This is a genomic window from Streptomyces kaniharaensis (genome assembly GCF_009569385.1).
Classification (GTDB): Bacteria; Actinomycetota; Actinomycetes; order Streptomycetales; family Streptomycetaceae; genus Kitasatospora; species Kitasatospora kaniharaensis.
The window spans coordinates 21,592-36,376 of the sequence record NZ_WBOF01000006.1; the positions used below are offsets into that span (position 1 = coordinate 21,592).

General features: G+C 72.8%; 16 protein-coding genes. 7 read left to right on the forward strand and 9 right to left on the reverse strand.

Translation table 11 applies throughout. The annotated features are described in order from the left end of the window. Positions 1–2: 2 nt before the first annotated feature. Positions 3–158 (reverse strand): SflA family class IV lanthipeptide, encoded by a 156-nt coding sequence (locus tag F7Q99_RS40665; protein WP_195911411.1) that lies wholly within the window; start codon positions 156–158, stop codon positions 3–5. A 345-nt stretch (positions 159–503) separates the two neighbouring features. Between F7Q99_RS40665 and F7Q99_RS37185 the strand changes: the two genes are divergently transcribed. The 5 genes from F7Q99_RS37185 to F7Q99_RS37205 all read left to right on the forward strand — a co-directional run bounded on the left by F7Q99_RS37185 (position 504) and on the right by F7Q99_RS37205 (position 4,170). Continuing rightward, complete coding sequence (locus F7Q99_RS37185) at positions 504–1,142, forward strand: DUF4360 domain-containing protein (protein WP_153471030.1); 639 nt, start codon at positions 504–506, stop codon at positions 1,140–1,142. A 150-nt stretch (positions 1,143–1,292) separates the two neighbouring features. Further along, on the forward strand, positions 1,293–1,895 hold the full coding sequence (locus tag F7Q99_RS37190; RefSeq protein ID WP_230211300.1) for an MFS transporter: 603 nt from the start codon (positions 1,293–1,295) through the stop codon (positions 1,893–1,895). A 153-nt stretch (positions 1,896–2,048) separates the two neighbouring features. After that, complete coding sequence (gene mgrA, locus F7Q99_RS37195) at positions 2,049–3,095, forward strand: L-glyceraldehyde 3-phosphate reductase (protein WP_153471033.1); 1,047 nt, start codon at positions 2,049–2,051, stop codon at positions 3,093–3,095. 184 nt (positions 3,096–3,279) lie between these two features. Beyond that, positions 3,280–3,741, forward strand: coding sequence for a hypothetical protein (locus F7Q99_RS37200; protein WP_153471036.1), 462 nt, complete (start codon positions 3,280–3,282; stop codon positions 3,739–3,741). Between the two features lie 102 nt (positions 3,742–3,843). Next, positions 3,844–4,170 (forward strand): hypothetical protein, encoded by a 327-nt coding sequence (locus F7Q99_RS37205; protein WP_230211301.1) that lies wholly within the window; start codon positions 3,844–3,846, stop codon positions 4,168–4,170. 42 nt (positions 4,171–4,212) lie between these two features. Here the strand turns inward: F7Q99_RS37205 and F7Q99_RS37210 are convergent, their stop codons facing one another. The 5 genes from F7Q99_RS37210 to F7Q99_RS37230 all read right to left on the reverse strand — a co-directional run bounded on the left by F7Q99_RS37210 (position 4,213) and on the right by F7Q99_RS37230 (position 9,254). Beyond that, on the reverse strand, positions 4,213–5,499 hold the full coding sequence (locus tag F7Q99_RS37210; protein WP_326847530.1) for a M64 family metallopeptidase: 1,287 nt from the start codon (positions 5,497–5,499) through the stop codon (positions 4,213–4,215). Between the two features lie 96 nt (positions 5,500–5,595). Beyond that, entirely contained in the window at positions 5,596–6,927 is a 1,332-nt protein-coding gene (locus tag F7Q99_RS37215; RefSeq protein WP_326847531.1) for a sigma-70 family RNA polymerase sigma factor, read from the reverse strand. Continuing rightward, positions 6,900–7,322, reverse strand: a complete 423-nt coding sequence (locus tag F7Q99_RS37220) for a YciI family protein (RefSeq protein ID WP_230211302.1) — start codon at positions 7,320–7,322, stop codon at positions 6,900–6,902. The genes F7Q99_RS37215 and F7Q99_RS37220 overlap by 28 nt, the downstream gene beginning before the upstream one ends. A gap of 109 nt (positions 7,323–7,431) precedes the next feature. Then, a complete protein-coding gene (locus F7Q99_RS37225) occupies positions 7,432–8,793 on the reverse strand; it encodes an MFS transporter (RefSeq protein ID WP_153471042.1) in 1,362 nt (453 codons plus the stop codon). Between the two features lie 107 nt (positions 8,794–8,900). Next, the gene (locus tag F7Q99_RS37230; RefSeq protein WP_153471045.1) at positions 8,901–9,254 is read right to left on the reverse strand and encodes an ArsR/SmtB family transcription factor; all 354 of its coding nucleotides are present in this window, start codon (positions 9,252–9,254) and stop codon (positions 8,901–8,903) included. Positions 9,255–9,463: 209 nt separating this feature from the next. Here F7Q99_RS37230 and F7Q99_RS37235 point away from each other — a divergent pair, with 209 nt between their 5' ends. Further along, a complete protein-coding gene (locus tag F7Q99_RS37235; RefSeq protein WP_153471048.1) occupies positions 9,464–10,618 on the forward strand; it encodes a permease in 1,155 nt (384 codons plus the stop codon). A 73-nt stretch (positions 10,619–10,691) separates the two neighbouring features. Next, entirely contained in the window at positions 10,692–11,402 is a 711-nt protein-coding gene (locus F7Q99_RS37240; RefSeq protein ID WP_153471051.1) for a hypothetical protein, read from the forward strand. A gap of 6 nt (positions 11,403–11,408) precedes the next feature. Here the strand turns inward: F7Q99_RS37240 and F7Q99_RS37245 are convergent, their stop codons facing one another. From F7Q99_RS37245 to F7Q99_RS37255, 3 genes are all read right to left on the reverse strand, one after another. Beyond that, positions 11,409–12,215 carry a DUF4389 domain-containing protein gene (locus F7Q99_RS37245; RefSeq protein WP_153471054.1) on the reverse strand — a complete coding sequence of 269 codons (807 nt, stop codon included), beginning with the start codon at positions 12,213–12,215 and terminating at the stop codon, positions 11,409–11,411. A 146-nt stretch (positions 12,216–12,361) separates the two neighbouring features. Next, positions 12,362–13,180: an MBL fold metallo-hydrolase gene (locus F7Q99_RS37250; RefSeq protein WP_153471057.1), complete on the reverse strand. Its 819-nt coding sequence runs from the start codon at positions 13,178–13,180 to the stop codon at positions 12,362–12,364. A gap of 204 nt (positions 13,181–13,384) precedes the next feature. Further along, positions 13,385–14,641, reverse strand: coding sequence for a serine hydrolase domain-containing protein (locus F7Q99_RS37255; RefSeq protein WP_153471060.1), 1,257 nt, complete (start codon positions 14,639–14,641; stop codon positions 13,385–13,387). Positions 14,642–14,785 lie beyond the last annotated feature (144 nt).

Genomic DNA, 14,785 nt, shown 5'->3' on the forward strand with positions numbered 1-14,785 from the left:
CGCTACGAGTTTCTGTCGCAGGCGAAGCGGGTGGTGGCGGTCACCCACGGGCCGGCGAGGCATGCCGTGGCGTCGTGGTCGCTGCGGTCGTCGTCCTCGAACGCGATGGCCTCGTCATCGACCACCAGCGGACCCGCGTCGCGGATCTCGTCGGTCATGGCTGCATGTGACGCCTCCAGGTCTTGTGGCGCATCCGGCGATGCCGCGGGTTGCGGCCGCCGCGGACCGCCCGGCCCGATCGGGCCTGGGCCCTGGTCCACGAAGGTAGGGAGGAACGATGGGCCTGACAAGGGGTCAGGACGCGTGAACTTCACGGTGTGAACACATGAGTGGAGGAATAGTGCGCGTTGCCGGGCCGTCGATCGCCCGGCGTTGTCACGCGTCGGTGTCACCCCCTGTACACGGGCATGTCGAGTGTGGTGGCATGTCCGTGTCAATTCCGGGGTTGGGTTTCGGAACGGCCGTATCCGCCCCGGACCCGTGGACGATCGAAGGGGAAGCCCATGCTGCTCCGCGTGCTGGCCGCGACCGGTGTCGCCGCATCACTGTTCAGCTCGCCGGCCTTCGGTGCCGATTCGCTCCCGACGCCGCCGGACCGGATCGTCATCGACGTCGCGACGGTCAACGGCTCCGGCTGCCCGGCAGGGACGGCCGCCGTGGCCGTCTCCCCGGACAACACGGCCTTCACCGTGACCTACAGTAGCTACCTCGCCCAGGTGGGGGTCGGGTCGAAGCCGACCGACTTCCGGAAGAACTGTCAGCTCAACCTGCGCGTGCACGTCCCCCAGGGCTTCACCTACGCGATCGCGTCCGCCGACTACCGCGGCTTCGCGCACCTGGAGGCGGGTGCGACCGCCGCCCAGCGGGCCAGCTACTACTTCCAGGGCCAGCCCGAGACCACCTACCGGACCCACCGCTTCTCCGGTCCCAGGGACGACAACTGGCAGGCGACCGACACCGTCGACATCGCCGCCCTGGTCTTCGCGCCCTGCGGCGAGCAGCGCAACTTCAACATCAACACCGAACTGCGGGTCGGCGCCGGCAGTTCGGACCCGGCCAGCACCACCAGCTTCATGACGATGGACTCGACGGACGGCAGCATCAACACCGTCTACCACCTCGCCTGGAAGCAGTGCCCCTGATCCCCTGGCTCTCGACGGGCCGCCCCCTCGCGCCCGGCCCTCGGGCAGAGCCGGGGGGCGGCTGCCGGTCACGCCAAGGCGGGATGGATCGTCGCCGCGAACGTCCTGCTCGGCATCAACCAGGGCCTGACCTGGTCGATGGCCGTCAACATGAAGATCGACCTCGTCGGCCCCGCCCGCCGCGGGCTCGCCACCGGCCTCAACGAGGCCGCCGGCTACGCCTCCCTCGGCGCCACCGCGCTGCTCACCGGCTACCTCGCCACCACCCACGGCCTGCGCCCCCTGCTGTTCACCGAGCACGGCCTCGGGCTCGCCGCCCGCCTGATCAAGGGGCTGTATCCGCTGCGGGGGTTCGGCCAGATCCCCACCGGCCACCTCGCCGACCGCATCGGCCGCAAACCGCTCATCGTCACCGGCATGTTCGTCCAGTCGGCGGGCTTCGTCCTCGCCCTGGTCCTGCTCTACCGGCCGCTGCCCGCCGGCACCGCCTCCGCCGTCCTCCTCGGCCTCGGCACCGCGATGGTCTACCCGGCGCTGATCGCCTCGGTCTCCGACAACGCCCACCCCGCCTGGCGGGCCAACGCACTCGGCACCTACCGGTTCTGGCGCGACCTCGGCTACGCCGGCGCACTCGTCGCCGGTGTCCTCGCCGACGCCCTCGGCCTGAACGCCACCGTCGTCGCCGCTGCCGCCCTCACCGCGGCCTCCGGCCTGCTGGCAGCCCGCCTGATCCGCGGCGGAACCGCGCACTGAGCGGTCCGGGCAGCGCAGCTGCCCCGACCCGATGCCGCGCTGCGGGCATCGCGTGCATGGGGGAGCATGAGAACTCCTGGCCCTCGGGCGTGGGCCGGGGCACGGCCCGGACGGTCCGGGGCGTGCCGATCGGCCACCCGCGGAGAGCGAGCCATGGACCACCGCGCGGACCCCCAGCGCTACGACGGCACCATGCGGTACCGCCGGACGGGGCGCTCGGGCCTCGACCTTCCCGTCCTGTCCCTGGGCTACTGGCACAACTTCGGGGACGACAAGCCGTACGAGATCCAGCGGGAGATCGCCCTGCGGGCGTTCGACCTCGGCATCACCCACCACGATCTGGCGAACAACTACGGCCCGCCGTACGGCGCCGCGGAGATCAACTTCGGCCGCCTCATGCGGCAGGACCTCGGCCCGTACCGCGACGAGCTGGTGATCTCCACCAAGGCGGGCTGGGACATGTGGCCCGGGCCCTACGGGCAGGGCGGCGGCTCCCGCAAGTACGTGCTGGCCTCGCTCGACCAGTCGCTCGGGCGGATGGGCCTGGACTACGTCGACATCTTCTACTCCCACCGGCTCGACGCCGGCACCCCGCTCGAGGAGACCATGGGCGCGCTGGACACCGCGGTCCGCCAGGGCAAGGCGTTGTACGTGGGCATCTCCTCGTACGACACCGAGCGCACCCTCCGGGCGGCGGCCATCCTGCGCGAGCTGGGCACCCCGCTGCTGATCCACCAGCCCTCGTACTCCATGCTCAACCGCTGGATCGAGACCGAGGGCCTGCTCGACGCCGCCGAGGAGGAGGGCTTCGGCGTCATCGGCTTCACCGCGCTCGCCCAGGGCCTGCTCACCGGCCGCTACCTCGGCGGCGTGCCCGCCGACTCGCGGGCGGCGCAGGGCAAGTCGTTCGACCCGGGCTGGCTCTCCGAGGAGATGCTGCGGCGACTGCGCGCTCTCGACGACCTCGCCCGCCGTCGCGGGCAGACCCTGGCCCAGCTGGCGCTGGCCTGGGCGCTGCGCGACGACCGGGTCACGTCGCTGGTGGTCGGCGCCTCCCGCACCGAACAGCTGGAGCAGAACGTCGCCGCCCTGGAGAACCTCGGCTTCACGGAGGAGGAGCTGGCCGAGATCGACGCGCTCACCGCCGACGCCGGCAGCATCGACCTGTGGCAGGACGCCCGCACCGGCGCCCTCGGCTGAGCCCGTCCGTCGTCGGCGTGGAAGGTGGGCCCCACCGTCGGTCGTCAATCTTGACCGATCATGAACGGTATGCGTGTCAACACCGTATGTGAGGGTGGCAGTTGATTCGTGGCGTCCTGACGGGCGACCGGGCTGCTCACTCGGTGTCACCCGGCGGGTCGGCCACCTGACCGTTGGAGTGCCGATGAAGTCACGCACGCTCGACATCGCACTGCGCGGCACAGCGGCCGCCTGCGCGCTGGCCAGTGCGGTGCTCCACCTGATCCTCGTGCCCTCGCACCTGGAGGAGAAGCCGTACATCGGCGTCCTGTTCGTCGTCGGCAGTGTCCCGTTGCTGCTCGTCGCCGCGGGGCTCGTCGTCCGCAGACGGCCGCTCGGCGCCTGGGCGGTGGGAGCGCTGGTCAGCCTCGGCATGATCACCGGCTTCCTGCTGTCCCGCACGGTCGGCCTGCCCGGCTACTACGAACCCGACTGGGAACCGCCCTACGGCGTGCTGTCTCTGATCGTGGAGGCCGTGTTCCTCGTCGCCCTCCCGGTCTGGCTCACCGTGACCGGTATCCGAGAGCCGACGGGGACGAGGGCGGACCTGCGGGCCCCGGAAGCCTCCCGGCCGCGGGCCGGTGCGACACGGCTGCACCAGCACTGACGGCTCGACGCGTCGAACGCCGAGCCGCGGTCGAACACCCTGGTGGATGCAAGGAGTTGAGACGCCGAACCCGGCCCGCGTCACCTCCTGCTGGCGGCCGCGATGCTGGTCACCCTGGCGGAGCTGCTGCGCTCGGTGAGCTCATGGGAGTTGGCGGTGAGCCTGGCACCGCCGCGCGCCCGGGCGTCCAATCCGGGTGTGGCCGGGATGGCGCAGTCGGTGCAGAAGTCGGCGGGACCGCTGCTGCTGACCGGAGTGGTGATGGCGGCCGGCCCGGTGGGCTGGGTCGCACTGGGCGCGGTGGTGACGGCCCTGGGAGTGGCCCAACGCCGCGCGGCCGTGCGGCGGTTGGCCGTCCTGGCGTGGCCGGTGTCGGAGCCGCGCCAGGTGGTCGGCGATCGCGGGGTCGAGCGGACGGCGTCAGCCTGAGCGGGGTGCACGCCCGCGCCGGGTCACCCCGTCATCAGCCTGTCACCCCGCCACCACCCACGACAGCGTCCCCGTCAGGTCGGCGCGCAGGGCCGGGTCGGCGACGGCCGGGGTCGGGTCGGTGGCGACGGCCGTGAGGAAGTGAGGAAGGGAATGGGCCCCGCCCGGGAGGACGGCGGCGACGTCGAGGGCGGTGTGGCCTCGCAGCTCGGGCAGTTCGTGCCAGTCCAGGTACCAGCGCAGCCGGGTCCCGGGTACCGGCAGGTCGACGGTCACGCGGTCGTCCGGGGTGAGCCAGCTGCCGGCGGGGGTCGGGCTGGTCAGCGGGGTGGCGTGGCGGTAGAAGCCGGCGATCATGGCCTCACGCCCGGGCAGGTTGAACTCGCGCCCCAGTGACCGCATGATCGAGTTCTCGGTCGGGCGGAACAGGCCGGCCGGGTAGTAGCCACCGCCCTCGAAGGTGCCGACCGTGCCGCCGTCCGGCGAGGTCTGGCCGAGCCAGCGGGACCACTTGGTGCCCTCCTCGCGCATCCGGTCGGCGGTGAGGGTGCTGATGTTGGCCTCCGCGGGTTCGTCGCCCTTGTAGGTGCCCTGGCCGGCGTAGGCGTACTCGTCGGCGAGCTTGCCCAGGGAGTGCCCGGTCTCGTGCACCGCGATCTGCCCGGACTTCGCGTTGCCGCCGGCCACGGTCGCGATGCCCTCGTAGCCGAGCGAGGAGGTGACGTCGTTGTATCCTGCGCCGCCGTACTTGGCGCTGTTGGCCACCACGATCACCAGGTCCGCCTGCGGGGCCTTCGCCGCGTAGCGTTCGACCGCCTTCTCGTCCACGCACAGCAGGCGCTCCACGCCGCCGCACCAGAAGTACGAGCCCAGCGCGGTGTGCCGGACGGTCGCCTTGTCCGGGTCACCGGAGACGCCCGACTGCGGGGAGACGGCGGACACCGCCCACACGTTGAACAGCTTCCGGTAGCTGGCGTACGGCTCCACCGCGGTGATCTCGCGCCACTTGTCGGCGGCGTCGGTCCGGAACTTCTCCTGTTCCTGCGCGGAGTAGCCGTCCCCGATCATCACCACGTCGAGCTTGGTGTCCGGATCCCCGTTGCGGATCAGCGAGGTGACGTCGCCGTCGCCGGCGAGCGGTGCCAGGCTCGGGGCCACGTACGGCGAGGCGCCGGGCACCTGCGCCCGGGAGATGCCGCCGTCCTCGGCGAACACCTCCACGGTCCGCCGGGTGTCCGTGGCCGGTGTCCCCGTGGCCGGGGCGGCGCCCAGCAGGGTGAGGGCGACGGCGGAGGCGAGAAGGGTCGAGACGGTCCTGCTGCTGCGCACGGGCGTCCTCCAGGAGCTCCGGGGTCGGCGAGGTGTGACATGGTACTTGTGGTGATGGGTACCTGACAATCCATCGGGCGGCACCCGGGCAAGGGGTCATCCCAGGGCGGCCGCCTTGCGCAGCAGGACCGAGCGCTCGCGGGTGTTGCGGCAGAGCCGGGCGGCGAGTTCGAGTTCGGCGCGGGCCTCGGCGGTGCGGCCGAGGCGGGTGAGGAGTTCACCGCGGACGGTGGGGAGCAGGTGCGAGCCCGACAGGCGGCCGGTCGCGGTGAGGTCGTCGACGATGGCCAGCGCCTGCCGCGGGCCGCTCGCCATCGCGACGGCCACGGCCCGGTTGAGGTCGACGACCGGGGACGGGGCGACCCGGCCGAGGGCCTCGTAGAGGACGACGATGCGCTCCCAGTCGGTCTCCGGCACCGAAGGGGCCGCCGCGTGGCAGGCGGCGACGGCGGCCTGGAGACCGTACGGGCCGAGGCCGCGCCCGGCGGCCGTGGCGCGGCCGAGGGCGGCCCGGCCGCGGCGGATCGCCGAACGGTCCCACAGCCGCCGGTCCTGGTCCTCCAGGAGCACCGGCTCGCCGTCGGGCCCGGTGCGGGCGGGAAAGCGCGCTGCCGTCAGCTCGAACAGCGCGAGCAGGCCGTGCACCTCCGGCTCCCGGGGCAGCAGGGCGGCCAGCGTCCGCGCCAGCCGGACGGCCTCGTAGGCGAGGTCGGCGCGCAGCAGGCTCTCCCCGCCGGTGGCCGTCGAGCCCTCGGTGAAGATCACGTACAGGACGCTCAGGACGGAGCCGAGCCGCTCGCGGCGCTCCTCGGCCGGCGGGAGCTCGAACGGCACGCCCGCCGCGCCGATGGTCTTCTTCGCCCGCGTGATCCGGGCCTGGACGGTGGGCACGGGCACCAGGAACGCCCGGGCGATCTCCTCGCTGGACAGGCCGCCGACCACCCGCAGCGTCAGGGCCACCCGGGCCTCGGGCGAGAGCACCGGGTGGCAGGCGACGAAGATCAGCGCGAGGACATCGTCGTCGACCCGGTCCGGGTCCCACGGCAGGTCGTCCGCGCGCTCCGGCGGGGCCGCCGCACCCGCCGCCGCCTCGCCCTCGGCGAGCGGCCGGGCGAGCCGGGCGTACCGCTCGTCGCGGGCAGAGCGGCGGCGGAAGGCGTCGATGGCGCGCCGCCGCGCCGTGGCGAGCAGCCAGCCGACCGGGCTGGCCGGCGCGCCGTCGCGTGCCCAGGAGACGAGGGCTTCCGCGAGCGCCTCCTGCGCGACGTCCTCGGCGAGTTCGAAGTCCCCCGTGTAGCGGGTGAGCGCGCCGACGATCCGGGCGGACTCGATCCGCCAGACGGCCTCGACGGCCCGCCGAGCCGACTCGGGGCTCGGCGGGCCGTCGGTGGTCGGGAGTGTCACAGCTGGCCGGTCCGCTCGCGCCACGCCCGCTCCTTGACGATCCACTCGTTGTCCTGCGGGAACTCGTCGATCCCCGGCACCCGCCGGACCTCGCACTTCGAGCCCGGGAGGGCGGGGAGCCGCTTGGCCCACTCGACGGCCTCCTCCTTCGAGGCCACGTCGATCAGGTAGAAGCCGCCGAACAGTTCCTTCGTCTCCCCGTACGGGCCGTCGGTGACCACCGGCGTCTCGCCGCCGAAGTCGACCACGACGCCCTGGCCCGGGTCGTCCAGGCCCTCGGCGGCGACGAGCACGCCCGCCTTGATCAGTTCCTCGTTGAAGCGGCCGACGGTTTCGAGCATCTCCTCGAAGGGGGTCTCCCTCATCTTCGCCATGGACTCGTCCGTGCCGCGCATGATCAGCATGTACTTCGCCATCATGGGTCTCCTTGCCGTGGGGGTCGCCTCTCGACCCTCTCTACCTCAGGTCGAACGGCGCCCGCGCGGATCGACACGACACTGTCACGAACCTGCACCGCGGTCACGGCCGTCAGTGACCGGGGACGGCGGGCCGGGGCCAGCTGGGGTGGTACCGGTCGATGACGTAGTGGTGGCCGTGGCGCCAGCCGCCGGTGGTGGCGGGGTGGGCGCCGGCGAGGTGGGGGTGGTCGGCGGGCAGGTCGGTGTGGAGGTGGTCGAGGGTGTCCGGGTCGCGGGACGGCCAGAGGGCGGCGGCTCCGGCCGCCGCGGCCAGGGCGACGGTTCCGAGGACGACGGCGGTGACCGGCAGACCGGCGCCGGCGGCGAGCCAGCCGGCGAGGGGGTAGGTGAGCAGCCAGCAGCTGTGGGAGAGGGAGAACTGGGCGGCGAAGGCGGCGGGCAGGTCCGCGTCGGCGGCCGAGCGGCGGATGAGGCGCCCGCCGGGGGTGAGGACGGCGGAGCAGGCCGCGCCGATCAGCGCCCAGGTCGCAAGCAGCGCCGCCCAGGACCAGCCGGTCGGTCCGAGGGCCGTGAGGGCGGTTGCGGCGGCGAGGACGGCCGGCAGGGCGAACGCGGCGGGGAGCATCACCCGGCGGTCGCCGACGCGGGCCAGGAGGCGGGGGAGGAGCAGGGCGGTGAGCATCGAGCCGGCCCCGTAGGCGCCGAGGGCGAGGGAGACGGCACCGGCCGGGCGGTGGAAGTGGTCGCGGACCACCACGACGGTGTTGACGAAGACGATGGCGCCCGCGGCGGCGACCGCCAGGTCGAGCGCGAGCAGGGCGCGCAGCCTCGGTGTCACCCAGAACAGACGGGAGCTGAAGGCGGCCCTGGCGTAGGCGCCGCCGGTGCGCTCGACCGGGGCCGGTTTCGGCAGGACGGCCGAGACGACCAGGGCGGCGGAGGCGAGGAAGCCCACCGTCGTCCCCGCGAACAGCCAGTCGTAGGAGACCAGGGTGAGCAGGAGGGCGGCGAGCGCCGGGCTGAACAGGGACTCCAGATCGTAGGCGAGCCGGGACATCGACAGCGCCTGCGTGTAGTCGCGCTCGGCGGGCAGGACGTCCGGGATGGTGGCCTGGAAGGTCGGGGTGAACGCCGCTGAGGCCGCCTGGAGCAGGAAGATCAGCAGGTACACCTGCCAGACCTGGGTGACGAACGGCAGGCTGAGCGCCACCGCGGCGCGGGTGAGGTCCATCGCCACCAGGAGGGCCCGCCGCGGTATCCGCCCGGAGAGTGCGCCGGCGATCGGTGCGATCGCGACGTAGGCCACCATCTTGATGGCCAGCGCCGTGCCCAGTACCGCCGAGGCGTTCGCGCCGGCCAGGTCGTAGGCGAGCAGGGACAGCGCCACGGTGGCCAGGCCGGTGCCGACCAGGGCGACGACCTGGGCGGTGAACAGGTGGCGGTAGGCGCGGTTGCGCAGCACGGAGAGCATGGGTCCGTCCCGGTTCGCGGTGGGGGTGGCATGCTCATCATAGTCAATGCGTGCATACGTGTGCACATGTTGTCCGTGCCCCGACCCCGGGAGGGCTCGAGGCGGGGTCAGTCGTGCGGCGGCAGGTGGCGGATCTGGTGGTCCGCGACGTTCATCGCCTCGTCGACGAGCCGCCGGAGGTGGCCGTGGCGCAGCGAGTAGACGACCCGCCGCCCGTCCCGGCGGGTGGTGACGAGGCCGGCCAGGCGGAGCTTGGCCAGGTGCTGGCTGACGGACGGGCGTGCGGCGCCGGTCGCCTCGGTCAGCGTGGTGACGTCGGCCTCGCCCTGGCCGAGCCGCTCCAGCAGGGCGAGCCGGGTGCGGTCGGCCAGCAGCGCCAGGACGGCGGCGGCGACGTCGAGGCGCTCCTCGGCACGCTGGTGCGAGTGCTGTGCATCTGCCAACTCGGTGCCGCTGCTCATCCGGCCATCGTAGGCCGTCCACGGTCGTCCGCGCGCACGCGTGCGCACATGTTCCGGAGCCTTCGGCGGGGCGCCTGTCGCTATACCGTGTGGGGGTATACCATCCAGGTCGTTCCCGGTCGTCCGGATCGGTTCAGCGGGTCCAGGTGGACCCGGGACGGACCATGTCGGTCACGGAGAGGGCTCCGGGGGAAGGCGGACGAACCACGATGCACGCGATCCTGCACGCCCTGTCCATCACCGGGGCGATGACCTGGGAGATCACCTGGGCGCTGATCCTCGGCTTCCTGCTGTCCGCCGTCGTCCAGGCCGTCGTCCGCAAGTCGACGATCGTCCGGCTGATGGGGGACGCCCGGCCGCGCACGCTGGCCGTCGCCTCCGGGCTGGGCGCGGCCTCGTCGTCGTGCTCGTACGCGGCGGTCGCGCTGGCCCGCTCGCTGTTCCGCAAGGGGGCGGACTTCACCGCGGCGATGGCCTTCGAGATCGCCTCGACCAACCTGGTCGTCGAACTCGGCGTGATCCTGGCCCTGTTGCTTGGCTGGCAGTTCACGGCGGCGGAGTTCGTCGGCGGGCCGATCATGATCCTTATGCTCGCCCTGCTCTTCCGGCTGTTCCTGCGGGAGCGGCTGCTTCACGAGGCCCGGGAGCAGGCGGAGTTCGGCCGGGCCGGCTCGATGGAGGGTCACGCGGCGATGGACATGTCCGTCCCGGGGGAGGGGCCCTTCACCCGGCGGCTGCTGTCGCGCCCCGGTGTCACGTCCGTCTCGCACGTGTTCGTGATGGAGTGGGCGGCCATCCTCAAGGACCTGGTGATCGGCCTGCTGATCGCCGGGGCGATCGCCGCGTGGGTGCCGGACAGCTTCTGGCAGGCGTTCTTCTTCGCCGACCACCCGGTCGCGAGCAAGCTCTGGGGGCCGCTGATCGGCCCGCTGGTCGCGGTCGCGTCCTTCGTCTGCTCGATCGGGAACGTGCCGCTCGCGGCGGTGCTGTGGAAGGGCGGGATCAGCTTCGGCGGTGTGGTGTCCTTCATCTTCGCGGACCTGCTGATCCTGCCGATCCTGAACATCTACCGGAAGTACTACGGCCGCCGGATGACGGTGTTCCTGTTCGTGACCTTCTACGCGGCGATGGTCGTCGCCGGGTACGTGGTCGAAATCTCCTTCGGCTGGCTCGGGTTGATCCCGGACCAGCACGAGGCGGAGATCCCGACGGCGGGCGTCGAGTGGAACTACACGACGTGGCTGAACATCGCGTTCCTGCTGTTGGCGGCGGCTCTGCTGGTCCGCTTCTTCCGGACCGGCGGGATGGCGATGCTCCGCATGATGGGCGGCTCGCCGGAGCGCGGCCACCACGATCACCACTGAGCTCGGCGCGCCGAGCGGGGCGGACTCTGCCAGGCTGGAGGAGCAGCTACCTCGACCGAGGAGGCCCGCACCGATGTCTGCGCAGAAGCCGGGGCCGGCCGAACGACGCGCCCGCGCCGCCGCGCTCAGGGCCGAGGAGGCCCGCCGCGAGCGGCGTCGGCGCCTGGTGGCGGGCGGGGCGATCGGCCTGCTCGCCCTCGCGGTGATCGGCGTGATCGCCGGCGTGATCGCGACGAACCAGAACTCGTCCGCCCCCTCCGGGGTCCCGGCGCACCCGCGCACCACGGCCGAAGGCCGGACCACCCTGCCGCCGTGGGACGCACCCGCCGACGTGGCGGCCGCGGTGAAGGCCGCCGGGCTGCCGATGCTCGGCGCGGAGGGCACGGCCCTGCACATCCACGCCCACCTGGACGTCTACGCGGACGGCAAGCCCGTCCCGGTGCCGGCGTTGCTCGGCGTCGACGAGAGCGCGCAGAAGATCAGCCCGCTGCACACCCACGACACCACCGGCGTCGTCCACGTCGAGTCTCCGGTGAACGCGGACTTCAGCCTGGGCCAGTTCCTCACCGAGTGGCAGGTCTCCGCCTCCGCCGACCACCTGGGCGGGCTGCGCACGGACGCCACCCACACGCTGACCGCGTACGTCGACGGCAAGCCGGTGAGCGGCGACCCGGCGGCGATCCTCCTGCACGCCCACGACGAGATCGCCCTCGTCTACGGCACGGCCGCGGAGAACGCCACGATCACCGTGCCCGGCAGCTACAACTGGCCGAGCGGGCTGTAGGTCCCGCTATCGTCCGGCCGGGCCGGGGACCAGCGGAGCGGTGACCCGCTCGGTCGGGTTGTTCGAGGAGTCGTCGTCCGAGGTGACGTTCGCGGTGATCGAGCTGGTCGCCCAGGACACCAGGCCGAGCACCAGGAAGACGACGAGGAGGAAGCGCCCGCCGCCGCTCAGGACGAGCGGGCGGGTGGCCGACGCCGGCCCGCCGGGCTCCGAGCCGGGCTCCTCGCCGAACAGGCGCTTGGGGTAGGCGGAGGTCAGCATCAGCAGGTAGGCCACGTACCGCATCCGGTAGCGCAGGATCGCGGCCGTCGCCTCGTACAGGGGCTGCGGCATCCGGCCGAGGATCAGAACCACCAGCCAGCTGATCACCGCCACCAGCCACCACCCGGCGGACAGCAGGCCCTGGACGACCGCCGCGGGGATGGCGAGGATCAGCCGGAAGAGGACGGCGAGCCGGTTCAGCTCACCGGTCCGCAGCCAGACCTGCACGGGGTAGTCGGGAGCCCGGAAGCTGAACGGCGGGTAGCGGTCCACGGTGAGCATCAGGTAGGCGGTGACCCGGGTGTCGTACGGGACGAAAGCGGTGAGGTAGTCCGCGGCGAACACGGGCAGCCGGCCGAGCACCAGGGCGGCGAACCAGCCGATCACGGCGACGACGAACGCCACCACCGACAGCACCCAGACCACGACGAACTGCGGGATGAGCAGCAGGGCGCGCAGCAGGACCGTCCAGCGGTTCTGCGGGCCGCTGCCCGGCATGTCCAGCACCGGCAGCCACTCGGTCGCGACGGGGGCGGGGGGAGCCTGCCACATTCCGGGCCTCCACGGTCTCTGGGCGACGGGGACCCGGCTTCTGCCGTACCCGGGTGCCTTCGAAGATCGCAGCCTTCCGCCCGGCCCGCGCGCTGCACTCGTCCGCCCGGGCCGAGGGTCGCCCGGGCGGACGAGTGCGGCGAGGGCTACCGGCGGGGGAGGTCGGCGGGGTCGTGGGCGCAGATGAGGTGGACGTCGCTGGGGCGGGTGCGGTGGAGGGCGCGGAGGCGGTTGAGGTTGTGGAGGCGGGCGGGGTTGTCGACGGCCATGAGGCGCTGGAAGGCGGTGAGACCGGCCGGGCGGCGCGGGAATCCGGGCGCGATGTCGGTGCGGGAGAAGTAGGCGTCGCCGGCGTGGAGCAGCCAGCGGTCGGCGGTGCGGACGGCCACGCCGCAGTGGCCGCGGGTGTGTCCGGCGAGGGGGACGAGGAGGACGTCGGGGGTGTGCGGGAGGATCGGGATCGCCCGGAAGCCGTACCAGTCCTCGGTGGCGGCCTGCGGCTGGTGCTCGACCCAGTCCGGGCCGTGGGCCCACTGGACCGCTCGGTAGCGGTCGCGTTCGCCGCGGGTGGCGAGGGCGCGGGCGGCGCTGAGTTCGTCGGCGAGGACGTGGACCCTGGCGTGCGGGAAGTCGCCGATGCCGCCGGCGTGGTCGGGGTCGAGGTGGGTGAGCACGATGTCGCGGACGTCCCGCGGGTCGTGGCCGAGGGCGCGGACCTGGTGCAGGGCCGTGTCGGCAGGGGACAGCTGCGGGCGGACCGCCAGCACGAACCTCCGCCCGAGGCGGTGGTGGGGGCGGGCGACGTCGTCGGTGCCGAAGCCGGTGTCGACCAGGATCAGCCCGTCGCCGCTCTCGATCAGCAGGCAGTGGGCCGAGAGGCGGCCGACCAGCCGCCCGCCGCTGCCCATCAGGAGCCGGCCGCCGAGCGGGCACATCGTGGCGCAGTCCAGGTGGTGAACCTTCATCTCGCCTCCGGGGCGCGGGCGTGGGGATCGTCGACAGCAACCGGATGAGGTTAGACGCAGCGCCTCGCGCAGGCCAGACCCCCATCGATCTCCGGGCCCTTCTCGATGCCGATCGCACGTGCGCGCCGGCCTCGTCAGCCCGCGGGTGTGAACCCGCGGGCTGACGTGCGCGGACCGCCGGACCGCGCCGCGCTCCGCGCGCGGCTAGATCCGGCTGTCCTCCACCGCCGGGATCGTGGTGTCCTCCACCGCCGGCCGCAGGGTCGTCCGGGGCGCGGCGGCCGGCTTCTTGCCGCAGAAGGCGGGTTCGAGCGCGCCCATCAGCCCCTGGGTGACGGCGCCGTTGTTGGAGGCGTTGGCGAAGACGACGACGGTGCGGTGCCCGTCCGGGGCGGTGAAGGACTGGGTCTGGTAGCCCTGGACGATCCCGCCGTGGCCGTACACGTCGCCGCAGGAGAGCGAGATGCGCCGCAGGCCGAGGCCGTAGGAGATCTTCGCGCTGGGCGTGGGCAGGGCGGCGGTCATCTGCCTGAGCGAGTCGTCGGAGACGAGCCCGCCGGCGCTGCCGGCGAGCAGGGCGGTGAGGAAGGTGTCGAGGTCCTCGGCGGAGGAGATGACGCCGCCGGCGGCCCAGAGCCAGGAGGCGGTCTGCTCGGTGGAGTTGACCAGCGGCTTGGTCCGGTCGTCGTTGGTGAGGTAGCCGGTGACGTGGGCGCCGCGGATGTCCGTGTCGGGGACGACGAACGAGGTGCGGCGCAGGCCGAGCGGGTCGAGGATGCGGTCCTTCAGGACGTCGGCGTAGTGGCGGCCGGTGAGGTGCTCGACGGCGAGCCCCATGAGCACGAAGTCGGTGTTGGAGTAGGAGTACCTGGTGCCGGGCGGGTACTGGATGCCGTGCTTGACGGAGATCGCGACGAGCGCCCGCGGGTCGTAGACCGCGGTGCGGATGCGGGCCTCGAAGGCGGCGGTGGTCTCCTCGCCGGCCTGTTCGAGCAGGTCGTTGGTGTGGTCGTAGATGCCGGCGCGGTGCTCCATGACCTGGCGGCCCGTCATGGTCCAGCCGTCGGGGAGGGTGCCGGCCGGGAGGTAGTCGCGCAGCGGCCGGTCGAGGTCGATGAGGCCCTGCTCGGCGAGCTGCAGGACGAGGACGGACGCGAACATCTTGCTGTTGCTGCCGACCCGGAAGCGCCAGCCGGCCTTCATCGGGGTGCCGTCCAGGTCGGCCTTGCCGACGGTCAGCTCCTGGTCGGACTCGGCGTCGCCGTGGTCGCGGATGACCGCGAAGGCGCCGGGCGCGCCCGCGTTCACGGCGTTCTGGAGGGCGGCGAGTACCGCGCCGGTGTCGGGCGCGGGCGCGCTCGGGGTGCCCTGGCCGGCCACCGCGGGCGCGACGGCGGTCGCCGTCAGGACGACGCCGGCCGCCGCCACGGCCAGCGGGCGCAGAAAACTGGTCTTCGCCATGTTCCTCTGTTCTCCGGTCAGCTGACGCGGCGTCCGGCCGCGCCGATGGAAGATCCACTATCACGCGGAGACCGGCGGCAGGCAAAGTGAACCGGATCTTCCGCTCTTCCCGTTTCCCGAACGGCGGTCAAGGCTTTACCTCTA

Coding starts and splice junctions, on each gene's coding strand:
- F7Q99_RS40665 (WP_195911411.1), bottom strand. CDS start 158: ATGACCGACGAGATCCGCGACGCGGGTCCGCTGGTGGTCGATGACGAG.
- F7Q99_RS37185 (WP_153471030.1), top strand. CDS start 504: ATGCTGCTCCGCGTGCTGGCCGCGACCGGTGTCGCCGCATCACTGTTC.
- F7Q99_RS37190 (WP_230211300.1), top strand. CDS start 1,293: ATGAAGATCGACCTCGTCGGCCCCGCCCGCCGCGGGCTCGCCACCGGC.
- mgrA (WP_153471033.1), top strand. CDS start 2,049: ATGGACCACCGCGCGGACCCCCAGCGCTACGACGGCACCATGCGGTAC.
- F7Q99_RS37200 (WP_153471036.1), top strand. CDS start 3,280: ATGAAGTCACGCACGCTCGACATCGCACTGCGCGGCACAGCGGCCGCC.
- F7Q99_RS37205 (WP_230211301.1), top strand. CDS start 3,844: ATGCTGGTCACCCTGGCGGAGCTGCTGCGCTCGGTGAGCTCATGGGAG.
- F7Q99_RS37220 (WP_230211302.1), bottom strand. CDS start 7,322: ATGATGGCGAAGTACATGCTGATCATGCGCGGCACGGACGAGTCCATG.
- F7Q99_RS37225 (WP_153471042.1), bottom strand. CDS start 8,793: ATGCTCTCCGTGCTGCGCAACCGCGCCTACCGCCACCTGTTCACCGCC.
- F7Q99_RS37230 (WP_153471045.1), bottom strand. CDS start 9,254: ATGAGCAGCGGCACCGAGTTGGCAGATGCACAGCACTCGCACCAGCGT.
- F7Q99_RS37235 (WP_153471048.1), top strand. CDS start 9,464: ATGCACGCGATCCTGCACGCCCTGTCCATCACCGGGGCGATGACCTGG.
- F7Q99_RS37240 (WP_153471051.1), top strand. CDS start 10,692: ATGTCTGCGCAGAAGCCGGGGCCGGCCGAACGACGCGCCCGCGCCGCC.
- F7Q99_RS37245 (WP_153471054.1), bottom strand. CDS start 12,215: ATGTGGCAGGCTCCCCCCGCCCCCGTCGCGACCGAGTGGCTGCCGGTG.
- F7Q99_RS37250 (WP_153471057.1), bottom strand. CDS start 13,180: ATGAAGGTTCACCACCTGGACTGCGCCACGATGTGCCCGCTCGGCGGC.
- F7Q99_RS37255 (WP_153471060.1), bottom strand. CDS start 14,641: ATGGCGAAGACCAGTTTTCTGCGCCCGCTGGCCGTGGCGGCGGCCGGC.